This window comes from Microcoleus sp. CAWBG27 (assembly GCF_020883145.1).
Taxonomy (GTDB): Bacteria; Cyanobacteriota; Cyanobacteriia; order Cyanobacteriales; family Microcoleaceae; genus Microcoleus.
The window spans coordinates 1-15532 of record NZ_JAHREU010000104.1; the positions used below are offsets into that span (position 1 = coordinate 1).

A 15532-nucleotide genomic window follows, 5' to 3' on the forward strand; every position below is an offset into this window, starting at 1 on the left:
TGGAGTTGGCACAAGCCTACGATTACGACTTGATTGTTTTGGATGTGCTGATTCCTAAACTCGACGGTATTAGTTTGTGTCGGGAATTGCGATCGTCCGGCTGCCAAATGCCGATTTTACTACTGGCAGTAACCCCATCTCCGTCAGCATCCGCGACTTCAACGGTGACAACAAACCAGACTTAGCTTTGGCGAACCGGAACAGCGACACCGCCTCCATCCTGCTCAATACCACCCCCACCAACGCCACCACCCCCACCTTCGCCACCAAAGTTGACTTCACCACTGGCAATGGGCCCTACTCCGTCAGCATCGGCGACTTCAACAGTGACGGGAAACCAGACTTAGCTTTGGCGAACCGGAGCAGCAACAACGTCTCCATCCTGCTCAATACCACCCCCACCAACGCCACCACCCCCACCTTCGCCACCAAAGTTGACTTCACTGCTGGCAATGGCCCCTTATCCGTCAGCATCGGCGACATCAACGGTGACGGCAAACCAGACTTAGCTGTGGTGAACTTCATCAGCAACAACCTCTCCATCCTGCTCAACACCACCCCCACCAACGCCACCACCCCTACCTTCGCCACCCAAGTCATCTTCGGTGCTGGCAATGAGCCCCGCTCCATCAGCATCGGCGACATCAACGGTGACGGCAAACCAGACTTAGCTGTGGCAAACGTCAACAACTACACCGCCTCCATCCTGCTCAACACCACCCCCACCAACGCCACCACCCCCACCTTCGCCAGCCGAGTCACCTTCAGTACTGGCAATGACCCCATCTCCGTCAGCATCGGCGACATCAACGGCGACGGCCTCCCTGACTTAGCTGTGGCGAACCAGAACAGCGACACCGCCTCCATCCTACTCAACACCACCCCCAAAGTTACCGCTGTCACCGCTACCACCCCTGACGGCAGCTACGGTGTTGGTTCTACCATCCCCATCACCGTCACCTTCGATGCTGCTGTCAATGTCACCGGCACACCCCGACTGCAACTAGAAACCGGTACAACCGACCAATTTGCCACCTATGCTAGCGGTAGTGGCGGTACAGCCCTCACCTTCAACTATGTAGTTCAACCAGGAGACACCTCTCTCGACTTACAATACCTCTCCACAACTGCCCTCACCCTCAACGGCGGCACAATTCAAGATAATTTGACCACGAATGCCGATTTAATCCTCCCTGCCCTAGCCACAGCCAACTCCCTCGGCGGTAGCAAAGCCATAGTTATTGATACTGTTGCACCCACCATCACCAGCGTCACCTCAACCACCGCCAACGGCAGTTACAACACAACTAACAACATCAACGTCACCGTCAATTTCAGCGAAGCAGTTACCTTAGCAGGCGGTAACATGACAGTCGCCCTAGACACAGGCGGCACTGTAACTATTGCACCTTTCACGGGCACATCTGCTGTGGGAATTTACACTCCACTAGCCGGACAAAATAGCACGGATCTCAACTCAACTGGGTTCACTTTAGCAGTCGGTGCAACCTTGAGAGATACTGCGGCAAATAATGCAACATTAACTATTCCTGCGGGACAGTCTTTGGCTAATAACAAAGCCATAGTTGTAGACACAATTGTACCAAATGTCACCTTAACATCAACTTCACCAACCACCACAAACGCACCATTTTTAGTCACAGCAACATTCAGCGAAACCGTCACAGGATTTACCGCCGCTGGCGTAAATCTAACTAACAGTACAATTAGCAATTTCACAGGTAGCGGCACAACTTATACTTTTACAGTCACACCGAATGCTACTGGTAATGTCACAGTTGATATCCCTGCTGCTAGAGCAACTGATACCGCTAGTAACAACAATACCGCTGCGACTCAACTTACACGCACTGCCGATATCACCGCACCCACAGTAGCCCTAACATCCGCATCACCAACCACCACAAACGCACCATTTTTAGTCACAGCAACCTTCAGCGAAAACGTCACAGGATTTACCGCCACAGGCGTGAATCTAACTAACAGTACAATTAGCAACTTCACAGGTAGCGGCACAACTTATACTTTCACAGTTACACCAACTTCAACTGGCAATGTCACCGTAGATATTCCAGCAGCTACAGCCACTGATACCGCTGGCAATAACAATACCGCAGCCACTCAATTGACTCGTACCGCCGATATCACCGCACCAACAGTAGCCCTCACATCAACATCACCAACCACCACAAACGCACCATTTTTAGTCACAGCAACATTCAGCGAAAACGTCACAGGATTTATCGCCACAGGCGTGAATGTTGCTAATGGGACTGTTAGTGAATTTACAGGTACTGGTACAACTTATACTTTCACAGTTATACCAACAGCCACTGGCAATGTTACAGTTAATATTCCAGCAGCCACAGCCACAGATACAGCAGGTAATAACAATACCGCAGCCACTCAACTTGTTCGCACAGCCGATATCACCGCACCTACAGTTGCTTTAACATCAACTTCAACACCAACAGTAACTGGTTTATTTACAGTCACCGCCACCTTCAGTGAAAATGTCATCGGCTTTGATACTACTGATATCACCGTAGCCAATGCTGCTGTCGGAAACTTTGTCATAGTTGATGCCAAAACTTACACTTTTGATGTCACACCTACTGCTAGTGGTAATGTCACAGTTGATATTCCCACAGCTAAAGCCACAGATGCTGTGGGTAACAATAACACCGCAGCAACTCAACTGGTTCGCACTGCTAATATCGCGATACCGATTATTGATGTCATCCCACCTACTGCTAACTTGGCGGCAGTTTCTAACATTACTACAGCGGGTGGTACAAGTCAGACGTTGACAGTTACTTTCAGTGATGCTAGTGGAGTTGATGTTAGCAGTTTAGATAATTCTGATGTTGTTGTAAATTGGTCTGGTGGTGCTATTTTTGCTAACTTTGTTAGTGTTAATACTAATAGCAATGGTACACCGCGCACAGCAACATATTCGTTTACTCCCCCAGGCGGAAGTTGGGATAATGCTGATAATGCTACTTACACTGTTAATTTGCAAGCATCGCAGGTGAAGGATGTTGTTGGCAATTTATCTGCTGCTAGCGGTTTAGGTAATTTTAGTGTGAATATTACCACACCAACTCCTGTCACCACACCAACTCCTGTCACCACACCAACTCCTGTCACCACACCAACTCCTGTCACCACACCAACTCCTGTCACCACACCAACGCCTTTCTCGCCGACTCCGACGCCCGAGGTAAGTCCAACTCCGACGCCTTTCTCGCCAACTCCAACTCCAACACCGACGCCCCCGCCATCGGAAACTCCGACAGCGACACCGACGCCGACACCATCGCTAACTCCGACACCGACACCAACACCTGCGGTAACGCCAACACCTGCGGTAACCGAAACACCTGCACCAATACCGACACCAACACCTGCGGTAACGCCAACACCTGCGGTAACCGAAACACCTGCACCAACGCCGACACCAACGCCTGCGGAAACACTGACACCCGCACCAACGCCGACACCATCGCTAACTCCGACACCGACACCGACACCTGCGGTAACGCCAACACCCGCAGCGACGCCCGAGGTAACACCAACACCCGAATTAACGCCAACACCAATAACTAACAACATCCCCAACGATGACTGCATCTGCGATGAAATTGACTATCCCAACTTAAACCAACCAAATACAGTTGAAAACACCATACTCGGTATATCCGGCATTCAAATAGGCACTGCCCAAAACGATGAATGTCTTGGCAGCAACAACGGCAATATATTCGATGCTAAATCTGGGAATGACAACTTATATGGTGGCGAGAGTCGTGACATATTCAACGGCAATAAAGGCAATGACTTTATCAGCGGTGGCAAAGGTGACGACATCTTATTTGGAGATGAAAATAATGACATCATCCTGGGCGATGCTGGCAACGATTTAATCTTCGGAGGTAAAGGCAATGACTCCATCAATGGTCGCGAAGGTGATGACATCGTTTATGGTAACAGAAATGATGATTTCATTGATGGTGGTAAGGGTAATGACACCTTATTTGGAGGCAAAGGGAATGACATAATCTTTGGTAGTGAAGGTGAGGATTCGCTGTTTGGAAGTCAAGGTGATGATACCATTTGCGGCGGGGCTGGCGATGATTTTATCAGCGGTAACGAACAAGCAGATATTCTGGGAGGGTGTGAAGGAAATGATACTATTTATGGAGGGGAAGATAACGATACTCTAACTGGTTGTCAAGGTGACGATGTTCTTTTCGGAGATTTGGGTAATGATAGTTTGATTGGCGGTAGTGGGAATGATATTTTTGTCTTAGAAGCCGATCGCGGATTTGATGTTATCGCTGATTTTACCGTCGATCAAGATTTGATTGGATTAGCTGGTGGTTTAAGTTTTAATCAGTTAGCAATTACTCAAAATATTCAGGGAGTTCTCATCAAAAATATCTTGACGGGGGAGGAGTTAGGTGTGATGATTGGAGTGACTGCTAATGCGATTACATCCGTGAATTTCCGCCAGATTTAGGGAAGTGATTTACCGTTGGGTGGGGGCGGGTTTTTGAGATTATTGGTTGAGTGGCAATTATTGTTGGTGAACCCGCCCCTTGCATCTTAAAAGAGTGAGTCAGTCGATCGCCACGTCATTGATTCAATCATACCGACAATCAGGCGATCGTACCGATAAGTGGGCGATCGAGCCGACAAGCAAAACGAATCTAAAGAATCAGGAGACCTTGAAAGACAAGTAGAAGCATTTAAACAATTCACCGGATTTTACCCTGAATCAATTCATGTAGATCGGATATATCGAACAGAAGAAAATAGAGTTTGGTGCAAAGAACTCGGCATCAGAATGAGCGGTGTCCGTCTAGGAAGACCTCCCAAAAATCTGAGCAAATCACTAAAAAAACAAGCTCAATCAGATGAGAGAATTCGTAACTTAATTGAGGGAAAATTTGGAGAAGCTAAAAGAAGATTTAGCCTTGGTAGAGTGATGGCTAAACTTAATAATACTTCTGAAACAAGCATCGCTATAACTTTTCTGGTGATGAATCTTTCTGCCAGGGTACGGCAGGCTTTTTGGCTTTTTTTCGGTCTATTTCATAATAAAAACCTTTGGGGATGTTTTTTGGCTCAAATGATTGGTAAAAGCTATGTTTTGCCAGAACAAGATTGATAAAACTTATATTGTCGAGGCGATCTCAAATTCACTCATCTTTCTAAATGCTGTTTTCTGACTTTTTCAGCAAGCCCTAATTAGTAATCAAAATGGGATGACTTGCATTCCCCACTACAAACACTTTATAAAACAAGTTCGTAGTGAGGAATTTATTCCTCAAAATCCTAGGACTAAAGTCCTCACTACAAACAGCAGTTTTTACCAGAAAGGATTGGTTTAAAGCCTCTTCCTTGTAGGGAGAAATTAAAATCAGACGATTCATTACTCCAATCCTCTTCCTTCCTTTGTCAACTATCAACTGTCAACTATCAACTGAACTTAAGTAGCCTTCTTTTGAGGAGCCACCATGCGTTCTACACTCATCGCAGCCACGCTCAATGTCACCACAGCCATGCCGAGAATTGCTACAGGCTGCAACTTCTCATTGATAATTATAAACCCGAAGAGTGCAGTCATCGCTGGGCCCAAAGTGCCAATTACTGACGCTAAGGCCGCCCCCGCGAACCGGATGGCAAAATTGTTCAAAAGATAGCTAAATAGTGTCAGTACCCCTAAAACAATCCCTCCCACAATCAAACCAGGCCAAACATTTTGGTCGATTTTCGGAGCCAGATTCTCTGACAGCGGTACCCACAAACTCAGGGACGAAAATACAAAAATCGCGCCGAAATTAACTAAACTAAAAGGAATCGGGTGCAGTTTGCCGGCGGCCATTTGAGTTAGCAATACGTAACCTGCAAAGGTAATCCCAGAAGCCAGTGCAGCGGCGACTCCTACCTCGACATTGCCACCGCCGGGAGCTGGCGCAGCAAAACTCGGCGATCCAACTAAAATCAGACCTGCGGTAATCCCCAACATCGCCAAAAAGCCGATCGTGCTGGGGCGAGCGCCAAACAATAACCAAGAACCCAGTACGGTGATGATGGGGTAAATAAAGAAAATTGTAATAGCAATCCCCGCCGGAATATTGCCGATCGCCAAATAAATCAAAACCTGAGACAAAAACAGAAAAAATGCGCTTCCTAAAACCTTGCTCCACAAAGATAGATCGCGCGAGTAGAAAAACCGTTTAAGATCTTTCCAGACAGAAGGATACAGAAATGTTGCCAATACTGGCATCAAAGCCATCACCACGATCAGCCGCATCAACAAAATCAACAGAGAATTTCCAAAACCCCGAGTCACCACCCCATCAAGCTCAAACACGCCAAAAATCATCCGAGGATTTCTGCTTTTAATTAGAATTCTCAAACAAACATTAAACAGCGACAATACCACCGCCGAAGACAAAGCCAGAATTAAACCTGTTTGCACTTGAGAAGTTGCTTTCGCGACTGCGGTAGGCGCGGCTGAAGGCTCTGCCACGGCTTGGCGCGGCGCATCTGCAGGTGTTGGCGGCAAAACTTGCGGGCGGATAGAATTAGTTGCTTCCTCGGGATAGGAATCTTGAGCATCGAAAGGATTGTCAAGATATTCTTCTTCTGCGAGTTCTTCCCGAATGCGGTTGACGAGATTTTGTAACAGTTCTTCCCCTTGAAGTTCGAGGGTTTTCATGTTGTTGAGCCGCATGGATAGCTCGCTTTCATAGCTGCTCAAATCTTGTTCTAGCATCTGGAAACTGCGATCGATCCGTTCATCCAGCGCCGCCAATAACTCCGAGGCCCGTTCGTCATAGTTGCTAGGGGGCATGGGTATGGGGAATTCGCCGCTGGGAATTGGGCTGCTGAGAGAATGGCCCGAGTTAGCGCTGAGTTCGTTGAACCGCTGCACCAACAAATCCTGCAAATTGTGAGCCAAAATTTGAGCCAACTGCTTCAGCCACAATTGCTGCTGCTGAATGTATCGCCCAGACAGAGATTCCATTTGCTGAGACTGCAATTTGCGATATTGCTCCCGGAGGCCTTCAATATCTTCAATCAGGTGATTTTTTTCAGTTTGCAGCCGAGTAATGTCCTGGTTTAACTGACCTTTGACATTTTCATGCAAAGCGTCCAGTTCCTGCATCACTGAGTTGAGGACTTGTTCTGCTGATTGTGCATCCCCTGCGTCGCCTTTTGGCGAGTATCTGTTCCGGTTCGCCATTAGCCTATAACCTCTAATTTAAACTGCACGAGAGAGTGTTCTTAAGTATTTTGGCTGCATCAGGTCGCAAGTTCTAGTGAGTTGGTCTCAAAGATTGCGGACGCTGTTGAATCTATGGTAGTCGCTGAGCTAGAAATGTTAGAAAATTGCGTGAAGCGAAGCTATCCCGCTCTTAATCGCCCCAAGAACACTTTGTGCAATTAGAAATCATACTACAGCTTGACCTCTGCACCGATTGCTCCGGGTAATTCTAGCCTCTAACTCACCCGCCTCGCCAGCCGGATAACCTCTTCCCCGACAACTAAAGTTGAGGGTAGGGCCGAGACTCCTCACCCCTAAAGGCATAATTTGAGCATTAAATTGCCAGAAACTGGGTTTCTGGGCCCAAGTCTCTCACGCACTCTTGCACCCGGATTTTTGATATTAAAATTTCCGATCTTGCGATCGCCAAAGTTTGAAGAGGCGATCGCACCCTCAAAAGCAACCTATGTCATCAAAAAACTAACACATCCCATTCTCCAAGGGCAACAGATCTGGCATCTGAAAATTCTGACAATTGCTTTACGATAAGAATCTGGTTTAAAGCCCCAAGCGCGATCGGAAGAACTTAAAATCAGACGATTTATTACTCCAATCTTCTGACTTCCTTTGTCAACTATCAACTATCAAATATCAACTGATTTTCTTTTTCAACCATCAACCATCAACTGTTAACTGAATGAAAAGCGATCGCCAAAGCCTGAATATTTCAGACTAAGCCGAAGTGTTTATTTTTCCGGCATCATTTGCCCAGCAACGCCTGTGGTTTCTAGACTAATACTCACCGTAAAACACTTTCTACAATTTAGTAACAGCACTGAGATTAAGTTGAGAAAGCCCTGTGTGGAAGTGCTGGCTTGACAGCTAAAGCATTGTTTGGAGAAGGAAATTATCGCGGTTCTCAAAAAAGTGAGGTATGCCCACGGATGCCTATGCCCTATGCCCTATGCCCAGTCGTACTTCATCCGCTTGAAAGGCTATACACACCTATCGCGTTCATTTAACTAAAATCCATTGGGCGATGCTGAAAATGCTAGCACCCAAACCGGCGGCGATCGGGATTGTCACCACCCAAGCCGAACCAATTGACTGCAAAGTTTTCCAGCGTACCGATTTCCAACCTTTAATCAGCCCGACTCCTACAACTGCACCCACTAAAGCGTGGGATGTGGAAACCGGCAAACCCAAGCGAGATGCTAATAATACTGTGGTAGCTGTGGCTAATTCCGCGCAAAATCCGCCGCTGGGTTCCAGTTGGATGATGTTTTCGCCCACTGTGGCGATCACTTTTTGACCCCAGATGGCTAAACCGATGACAATTCCTGCGCCTCCGAGGATTAAAATCCACAGGGGAACGCTGAAATCCTCTAGGGGAAATGAACCTGTGCGCTGGATGTAGGCGATCGCAGCTAAAGGCGCAACTGCATTACCTACGTCGTTGGAACCGTGTGCAAATGCCACAAAACAAGCACTCAATACTTGAAATCTCGCCATCTGTTGCTCGATCGAAGAATGTCTGAGGGGGAGAGGGGGGGAGGGGGAAAATATTTCCTCTTGCTTATTCTTTCTATCCGTTACACCGGTGAAATCCGTTACAAAATCCGTTGTTAAACTTCCCTCTTCTTTCTTCCCTCTTCCCTCTTCCCTCTTCCCTCTTCCCTCTTCCCTCTTCCCTCTTCCTTCTTCCTTCTTCCCTCTTCCCTCTTCCTTCTTCCCTCTTCCCTCTTCCTTCTTCCTTCTTCCTTCTTCCTTCTTCCCTCTTCCTTCTTCCTTCTCTAACTTTTTCCAGCTATTGAGGGAAAGCCCGATCGCCGCAATACTCCCGATAGCAATCGCAATATCGTGAATTGGCAGATTCCAGCCAAATCGATCGCGCGCGAAGTCGATCGCGCCTGTCTGCACCAAAGCCACATCCACAACAGACGGCAATACAATTATCCCAAATACACTCAGCAGCGCCGCACTCAGCCAAGGTATCCACTCGCGCAGTTGAAATAGAGGATCGGGGCGATCGAGAATCCAATGCTTCACCCCACTATAAAATAGTGCAGCTAAAGCACCGCTAGCAAAAGGTGTCGCCACCCAAGTTAACGAAATCCTGCCGATAGTCGGCCAATCAACCGCATGAATTCCGGCTGCTACCCAGCTAAAACCTGCGATCGCACCTACCACCGCATGAGACGAAGAAACCGGCAAACCTAGACTGGTAGCGATTTGCAGCCACAATCCGCAAGCTGCTAGCACTGACACCATCCCGATTAAAAATACTTGCGGTTTGGCCGCGAACATTTCTTCATTCACAACTCCTGTAGCGAGAGTTTCGGAAACCCCTTGCCCGAACAGCACGGCGCCGGCAAACTCTAGTATGCCTGCAACAATTATTGCTTGCCGCAGCGTGAGCGCCTTCGAGCCTACCGATGTCCCCATGGAGTTCGCCACATCGTTAGCCCCCAAGTTGGCGGCGACGTACAAAGCTAGTATCGCGATCGCCCCGAGTTGCAGAAATACGACCAAGGAAGTATTTAACATAGAAGTTTTTTGACATAAATCTGGCAGTTCGATATATGATAAGGGATTGTGAGTTTTGGAAAATCCCGTCAGGAACTCAGAGGCTCAAGCCACTGAGCTTGTAAGAAATTACAAGCTGTTCTGACCAGACCCCTCAATTGCGAGGAGACGTTATTCAGGTCACGACACCGGCGAATGCGACGCCAGTTTTCCGCTCTGTCATCTGCAATTAAACAGTTTTAAAGTCACTGAAACAGTGTTGCAGGTCTAACAAGCCTTTATAACCAGGTCGAGGCGAACATTACCCCGCAAGGGAGATTGAGGCAACCATACCTCACTCTTTGAGGCAACCATACCTCTCCAACCCCCTTTCAGGGGATTGACGGGGACTAAAGTCCCCCCTTAGAGTTTCCCTCTCAGGTCTAAAGACTCTGAGTTTCCCACTTACCGAGTGTTTTTTATGAAAGGCGCAGAAATAATCCGTTCGATCGAGACGGAAGAAATAAATAGAGTCAAGGTAGAACTAAGCAAAGTTCTACCAGAAATTTACGTAGGCGACACCGTGCGCGTCGGCGTGAGAATTAAAGAGGGCGCGAAAGAACGGGTTCAGCCCTACGAAGGAACTGTGATTGCGATGCGTAACGGCGGCATCAATGAAACAATCACTGTGCGCCGGGTGTTTCAAGGCGTCGGCGTGGAACGGGTGTTTTTGATTCACTCGCCCCGCATCGCAACTGTCCAAGTCATGCGCCGCGGTAAAGTCCGCAGAGCTAAACTTTACTACCTGCGCGATCGCGTGGGCAAAGCTACTCGCGTCAAACAGCGGTTCGATCGCTCTCTGTAGGAATGCACCCAGCTTCCTCTTGGAGAGACAGAAAATGGGAAATTGAAAAATTAAAAAAAAAGTTTCCCATTTCCGAGCGCACTGTGTTAAAATAGAAATCTAGAGGTTAAGCGAATCAGCAACCTCACCTGTGCGCTCTTAGTTCAGTTGGTAGAACGCAGGTCTCCAAAACCTGATGTCGGGGGTTCAAGTCCTCCAGGGCGCGCTGAATCACCAAAATTTTAATTCTGCCCGAAAGCGCCCGGATAATTGGCTGGAAACAGCCGAAACCGAAGACTTTCGGGTAGAATTAATTTTTGTGGGCGGTTCGCAACAAAGGCCATCAACAAATGCTCGGTTTAAACAGTTGACAGTTGACAGTTGACCTGGGACAGCGAAGTGATAAGAACGAAGATTTAAGCTCCGTTCTTATCATAATCTGCCGACCTGAGTAAGGGCTTCAAACCCCGGCTATTCTGTGGCTTCTGGCTCGTCGGTTTCGGCGATCGGCATTTACACCGTTGATGGCTTAGGCTTGTAAAAAAGTGCTGGCTTTGGATTTGAGATTTTGGACTTGGGCGTAAGTGGTTAGTGTCAAAAAATCAAAGAGCCGCGAGCCACTCACAAAATCTAAAATCTAAAATCTGAAATCTGAAATCGCAAGGGGGATTCGATCGTGGCGAAAAAAGACGAAGCTCAAGAAACTCAAGAAATGACTGCGCCTGGGTTCGATCCTGCGGGTTTTTTTAAGGAAACTAGAGAAGAACTCGATAAAGTGGTCTGGCCGAGCCGCCAGCAGCTAATTAGCGAGTCTTTGGCCGTGCTTTTGATGGTAATCCTCTCAGCAAGCCTGATCTATTTGGTGGATAACTTCTTTAACTGGGGCGCAGGAAAGGTGTTTGGGCCATGACTTTTGCATCAGAAGAATCTGATTATTCCACAGAAGCGACGGGACAGGCAGCATCGCCAGATAAGCCGGAGATTCAGGCTCGCTGGTATGCTGTTCAGGTAGCCTCAGGCTGCGAGAAGCGCGTGAAGGCAAACTTGGATCAGCGGATTCAAACTTTGGATGTTGCCGATCGTATCGTTCAAGTCGAAATTCCGCAAACTCCGGCGATCAAAGTCGGCAAAGACGGTTCCCGGCGCCAGTCAGATGAGAAAATTTTCCCCGGCTACGTACTCATCCGTATGTATATGGACGAGGATACGTGGCAGGTGATTAAAAATACCCCGAACGTAATTAATTTTGTCGGGGCAGAGCAAAAACGCCGCTACGGGCGCGGCAGGGGTCACGTCAAACCGCTACCTCTGAGTCATTCGGAAGTAGAACGGATCTTCAGAAACGCTCAGGAATCAGAACCGGTTGTCAAAGTATCGATGGCGACAGGAGACCACGTTGTGGTACTTTCCGGGCCATTTAAGGATTTTGAAGGTGATGTGATTGAAGTTAGCCCGGAACGGAACAAGCTCAAAGTTTTACTCTCGATTTTTGGGCGCGATACGCCTGTAGAATTAGAGTTCAATCAGGTTCAGAAACAGAACTAACTAATGGCAAAGAAAGTTGTTGCAGTAATTAAGTTGGCGATTACAGCGGGAAAAGCCAACCCAGCTCCTCCGATCGGCCCAGCCTTGGGTCAGCACGGCGTCAATATCATGATGTTTTGCAAGGAGTACAATGCTAGAACCGCAGACCAAGCAGGTCTCGTGGTTCCGGTAGAAATTTCGGTTTTTGAAGACCGCAGTTTTACGTTTATTCTCAAAACCCCTCCGGCGTCGGTTTTGATTCAAAAAGCTGCTGGCATTGCTAAGGGTTCGGGTGAACCTAATCGCAAGCAAGTAGGGACAATCACACAGGCTCAGTTGCGAGAAATCGCTGAAACTAAGATGCCTGACCTTAATGCTAATGATGTTGAAGCTGCTATGAAAATTGTAGCGGGAACAGCTAAAAACATGGGCGTGGCGATCGCGGATTGAAGTCAGTTGACAGTTGACAGTTGACAGTTGACAGTTGGCAATCAATAATTTTCGGTGTTGAAGCTGAAATCTTCAAGCTGAAATATTCAAGCTCAAGTCGCAAGTCTTAAGTCGATTCAGGGGGAGAAGCAAAGCTTCGCTAGGAATCGCAAATGTTTTAGATTTATGAAAAAACCGCAACGGTTCAATTATTCAATCTAAAATCTCAAATCTCAAATCGATTAACCCCAAAAAAAACAATGGCAAAGAAAGTATCGCGAAGACTGCAAGAACTGCAAAAGAAAGTTGAAGACAGACCTTACCTACCAATGGAAGCTCTGCAACTTTTGAAAGAAACAGCAACGGCCAAGTTTGGCGAATCTGCTGAAGCTCACATCCGTTTGGGAATTGACCCGAAATATACTGACCAACAGTTGCGGACAACTGTATCGCTGCCAAAAGGAACTGGTCAAGTAGTCAGAATTGCGGTGATTGCTAAGGGCGAAAAAGTTAAAGAAGCTCTGAATGCCGGCGCAGATATTGCTGGTTCTGAAGAGTTGATCGAGGAAATTCAAAAGGGCATGATGGACTTCGATTGCCTGATTGCTACTCCAGACGTGATGCCGTTGGTGGCAAAATTGGGTCGGTTGTTGGGCCCGCGCGGCTTGATGCCTTCTCCAAAAGGCGGCACAGTGACGACTGACATTGCTCGGGCGATCGACGAATTCAAAGGTGGTAAACTAGAATTCCGTGCCGATCGCACAGGCATCGTTCATGTTATGTTTGGCAAGGCAGCTTTCTCAGCAGAAGATTTGCTCGTCAACCTTCATGCTTTGCAAGAAACAGTTGACCGCAACCGTCCTTCTGGTGCGAAAGGTCGCTACTGGCGCAGTTTGTACATATCCGCAACCATGGGCCCATCGATCGAAGTCGATATCAGTGCCCTGCGCGATACCAAACTTGATGCTGCTTAGCAAGAATTAAGCCAAAGGCAGAAAGTAAAAGACAGCTTCGGCTGTCTGTGTAAATCTCTCACGAGATTTGCTGCATACCCTTGCTAATGTCTGCCGGATGGTGATAGCCTAATCAAAAATCAATAAGCTGAAGACCGCAGGTGCCGAGTGCTTAATTTCCTGCCGAGGCTGAAGAAATAAAAACTGAAGAAAATAAATTAAAAAGTTATATCTTTTAATTCCTAATTCTTAATTTTTAATTCTCTGCCCCGGCTATAAGGTTGGGGTTTTTGATTGGCAGTTTGAGATCCTAAAAGGAGGTGAAATTAGTATGGGCAAAAGTTTAGCAGTAAAAAATGAGATTATTGCAGACCTCAAGCAAACCTTGAGCGAATCTCAACTGGTAATCGCGATCGACTACAAAGGCTTAACTGTTGCTGAAATCACAGATTTGCGGCGGCGTTTGCGTCCCAAAGGCAGCAGTTGCCAAGTGGCAAAAAACACGCTAATGCGAATTGCTGTTGAAGGCAATGAAACATGGCAGCCGATACAGGAATTGCTGACAGGTACGTCGGCGTTTATGTTCGTGCAAGAAGATATTGGCGGCGCGATTAAGGCTTACCAAGAATTCCAAAAAGCTTCCAAGAAGACGGAAGTTCGCGGCGGCGTGATGGAAGGACGGGTGCTGAAAGAAGCTGATGTTAAGGCATTAGCGGATCTGCCGTCGAAGGAACAACTTATGGCTCAAATTGCTGGCGCTATCAACGGTGTCGCAACCAAGTTGGCTGTGGGTATCAATCAAGTTCCTACTTCGATCGCACGCGGTCTCAAAGCTTATGCTGAAAAAGACGGCGATTCGACAGAAGCACCAGCAGAAGCAGAAGCACAACCTGAAGCAGAAGCAGAAAGCGTATCTGCTTAGTCATTAGTCATTAGTCATTAGTCATCAGTCATTAGTGTTAATCCACAGGCTGAAGACTGGAGACGAGAAACTAATGATGGAGGAGCAATCCCAAATCCCAAATCCCAAATCTAGAATCGAATTAGGAGTTTAACGAATGTCTACTGCAACCGACGAAATCTTAGAAAAACTGAAGACTCTGACTTTGCTCGAAGCATCTGAATTGGTCAAGCAAATTGAAGAAGCTTTCGGCGTCAGCGCTGCTGCTCCTGTAGGTGGCATGATGATGATGGGCGGCCCTGCTGCTGCTGCCGAAGAAGTAGAAGTACAAACTGAGTTCAGCGTGATTTTGGAAGAAGTTCCTGCTGACAAGAAAATCGCAATCCTGAAGGAAGTCCGCGCGATTACCGGTTTGGGTCTGAAGGAAGCGAAAGACTTGGTAGAAGCCGCACCTAAGGCAGTTAAGGAAGCTATTGCTAAGGAAGCTGCTGAAGAAATGAAGAAGCAGCTTGAAGCTGTGGGCGCCAAGATTGCTATCAAGTAGTCATAGACTGTAGCCGGCAGGTTTCTACCTGTCGCTATTTGACCTCAGTTTGCAGTGCAGACTGAGGTTTTTTTCATGATGGAAAAAGGAATCTGTAGAGTGTGGATGCACCGACAATCTCTAATATCAAAATAATACTCGCGAGCGGGGACGATCGCACTCAAAGAAAAAATGCTTTCTCTATTCTCTCCCTCTGTGTCCTCTGCGGCCTCTGCGGTTTAATAATTCCGGTAAAATTGTAGGGTGTGTCGCCACCGACAATCTCTAACTCAACACCAACAATCTGATAGCGACGCACCTCTGCTTATGCACCCATACCATCACAAAAACAGTTCGTAGTGTGGACTTTAGTCCGCAAAATACTGCGGACTAAAGTCCACACTACGAACCTGGACGATCGCACTCAAACCCACATTCCGCACCCCCAACTGGCACATAGGGGGATTGAGGGGGGAAAAGTGAATCATCCGAGACAAAAATGAGTAGAAATACTCAATTATCTCGGTGACTCAACATCACCCAGTAGTCCATT

13 protein-coding genes, 1 tRNA gene, 1 pseudogene and 1 other annotated feature are annotated in these 15532 nt (G+C 47.4%); of the genes and pseudogenes, 13 read left to right on the forward strand and 2 right to left on the reverse strand.

What is annotated here, in order from left to right:
- The 3 genes and pseudogenes from QZ938_RS31075 to QZ938_RS31085 all read left to right on the forward strand — a co-directional run.
- On the forward strand, nucleotides 1–185 hold a 185-nt coding region (locus QZ938_RS31075; protein ID WP_367181883.1), incomplete at its 5' end, for a response regulator.
- A gap of 2 nt (nucleotides 186–187) precedes the next feature.
- Nucleotides 188–4543 carry an Ig-like domain-containing protein gene (locus QZ938_RS31080; protein WP_293365679.1) on the forward strand — a complete coding sequence of 1452 codons (4356 nt, stop codon included), beginning with the start codon at nucleotides 188–190 and terminating at the stop codon, nucleotides 4541–4543.
- Nucleotides 4544–4738: 195 nt separating this feature from the next.
- A pseudogene (locus tag QZ938_RS31085) lies at nucleotides 4739–5194 on the forward strand (transposase); the annotation flags it as partial.
- 321 nt (nucleotides 5195–5515) lie between these two features.
- Here QZ938_RS31085 and QZ938_RS31090 read toward each other — a convergent pair.
- Nucleotides 5516–7279: an EamA family transporter gene (locus QZ938_RS31090; protein ID WP_293341214.1), complete on the reverse strand. Its 1764-nt coding sequence runs from the start codon at nucleotides 7277–7279 to the stop codon at nucleotides 5516–5518.
- Between the two features lie 348 nt (nucleotides 7280–7627).
- Here QZ938_RS31090 and QZ938_RS31095 point away from each other — a divergent pair, with 348 nt between their 5' ends.
- Nucleotides 7628–7849 carry a hypothetical protein gene (locus tag QZ938_RS31095; protein WP_293341211.1) on the forward strand — a complete coding sequence of 74 codons (222 nt, stop codon included), beginning with the start codon at nucleotides 7628–7630 and terminating at the stop codon, nucleotides 7847–7849.
- 465 nt (nucleotides 7850–8314) lie between these two features.
- Here QZ938_RS31095 and QZ938_RS31100 read toward each other — a convergent pair whose 3' ends face one another.
- The gene (locus QZ938_RS31100; RefSeq protein WP_293355976.1) at nucleotides 8315–9847 is read right to left on the reverse strand and encodes an inorganic phosphate transporter; all 1533 of its coding nucleotides are present in this window, start codon (nucleotides 9845–9847) and stop codon (nucleotides 8315–8317) included.
- Between the two features lie 439 nt (nucleotides 9848–10286).
- On the opposite strand from QZ938_RS31100, the gene rplS reads away from it, so the two are divergent.
- The 9 genes from rplS (at nucleotide 10287) to rplL (ending at nucleotide 15000) form a co-directional block, all read left to right on the forward strand.
- Nucleotides 10287–10670, forward strand: a complete 384-nt coding sequence (gene rplS / locus QZ938_RS31105) for a 50S ribosomal protein L19 (RefSeq protein ID WP_293155780.1) — start codon at nucleotides 10287–10289, stop codon at nucleotides 10668–10670.
- 132 nt (nucleotides 10671–10802) lie between these two features.
- Nucleotides 10803–10875, forward strand: a tRNA-Trp gene (locus QZ938_RS31110).
- The gene (locus QZ938_RS31115; protein WP_293128198.1) at nucleotides 10846–11034 is read left to right on the forward strand and encodes a hypothetical protein; all 189 of its coding nucleotides are present in this window, start codon (nucleotides 10846–10848) and stop codon (nucleotides 11032–11034) included. The genes QZ938_RS31110 and QZ938_RS31115 overlap by 30 nt, the downstream gene beginning before the upstream one ends.
- Nucleotides 11035–11325: 291 nt before the next feature.
- Complete coding sequence (secE, locus tag QZ938_RS31120; protein ID WP_293128199.1) at nucleotides 11326–11559, forward strand: preprotein translocase subunit SecE; 234 nt, start codon at nucleotides 11326–11328, stop codon at nucleotides 11557–11559.
- Nucleotides 11556–12194 (forward strand): transcription termination/antitermination protein NusG, encoded by a 639-nt coding sequence (gene nusG, locus QZ938_RS31125; RefSeq protein WP_293128200.1) that lies wholly within the window; start codon nucleotides 11556–11558, stop codon nucleotides 12192–12194. The genes secE and nusG overlap by 4 nt, the downstream gene beginning before the upstream one ends.
- 3 nt (nucleotides 12195–12197) lie before the next feature.
- Nucleotides 12198–12623 (forward strand): 50S ribosomal protein L11, encoded by a 426-nt coding sequence (rplK, locus tag QZ938_RS31130; protein ID WP_006635588.1) that lies wholly within the window; start codon nucleotides 12198–12200, stop codon nucleotides 12621–12623.
- Between the two features lie 239 nt (nucleotides 12624–12862).
- A complete protein-coding gene (gene rplA, locus QZ938_RS31135) occupies nucleotides 12863–13576 on the forward strand; it encodes a 50S ribosomal protein L1 (RefSeq protein ID WP_293155787.1) in 714 nt (237 codons plus the stop codon).
- Between the two features lie 109 nt (nucleotides 13577–13685).
- Nucleotides 13686–13857 (forward strand) — a sequence feature (ribosomal protein L10 leader region).
- Nucleotides 13858–13886: 29 nt separating this feature from the next.
- Nucleotides 13887–14477, forward strand: coding sequence for a 50S ribosomal protein L10 (rplJ, locus tag QZ938_RS31140; protein ID WP_293341202.1), 591 nt, complete (start codon nucleotides 13887–13889; stop codon nucleotides 14475–14477).
- 136 nt (nucleotides 14478–14613) lie between these two features.
- Nucleotides 14614–15000: a 50S ribosomal protein L7/L12 gene (gene rplL, locus QZ938_RS31145; RefSeq protein ID WP_293155793.1), complete on the forward strand. Its 387-nt coding sequence runs from the start codon at nucleotides 14614–14616 to the stop codon at nucleotides 14998–15000.
- The last annotated feature ends 532 nt before the right edge of the window (nucleotides 15001–15532 follow it).

What these genes read in the sequence shown, in the direction of transcription:
- QZ938_RS31090 (WP_293341214.1), bottom strand. Translation starts at nt 7,279, where the DNA reads ATGGCGAACCGGAACAGATACTCGCCAAAAGGCGACGCAGGGGATGCA.
- QZ938_RS31100 (WP_293355976.1), bottom strand. Translation starts at nt 9,847, where the DNA reads ATGTTAAATACTTCCTTGGTCGTATTTCTGCAACTCGGGGCGATCGCG.
- rplS (WP_293155780.1), top strand. Translation starts at nt 10,287, where the DNA reads ATGAAAGGCGCAGAAATAATCCGTTCGATCGAGACGGAAGAAATAAAT.
- QZ938_RS31115 (WP_293128198.1), top strand. Translation starts at nt 10,846, where the DNA reads ATGTCGGGGGTTCAAGTCCTCCAGGGCGCGCTGAATCACCAAAATTTT.
- nusG (WP_293128200.1), top strand. Translation starts at nt 11,556, where the DNA reads ATGACTTTTGCATCAGAAGAATCTGATTATTCCACAGAAGCGACGGGA.
- rplK (WP_006635588.1), top strand. Translation starts at nt 12,198, where the DNA reads ATGGCAAAGAAAGTTGTTGCAGTAATTAAGTTGGCGATTACAGCGGGA.
- rplA (WP_293155787.1), top strand. Translation starts at nt 12,863, where the DNA reads ATGGCAAAGAAAGTATCGCGAAGACTGCAAGAACTGCAAAAGAAAGTT.
- rplJ (WP_293341202.1), top strand. Translation starts at nt 13,887, where the DNA reads ATGGGCAAAAGTTTAGCAGTAAAAAATGAGATTATTGCAGACCTCAAG.
- rplL (WP_293155793.1), top strand. Translation starts at nt 14,614, where the DNA reads ATGTCTACTGCAACCGACGAAATCTTAGAAAAACTGAAGACTCTGACT.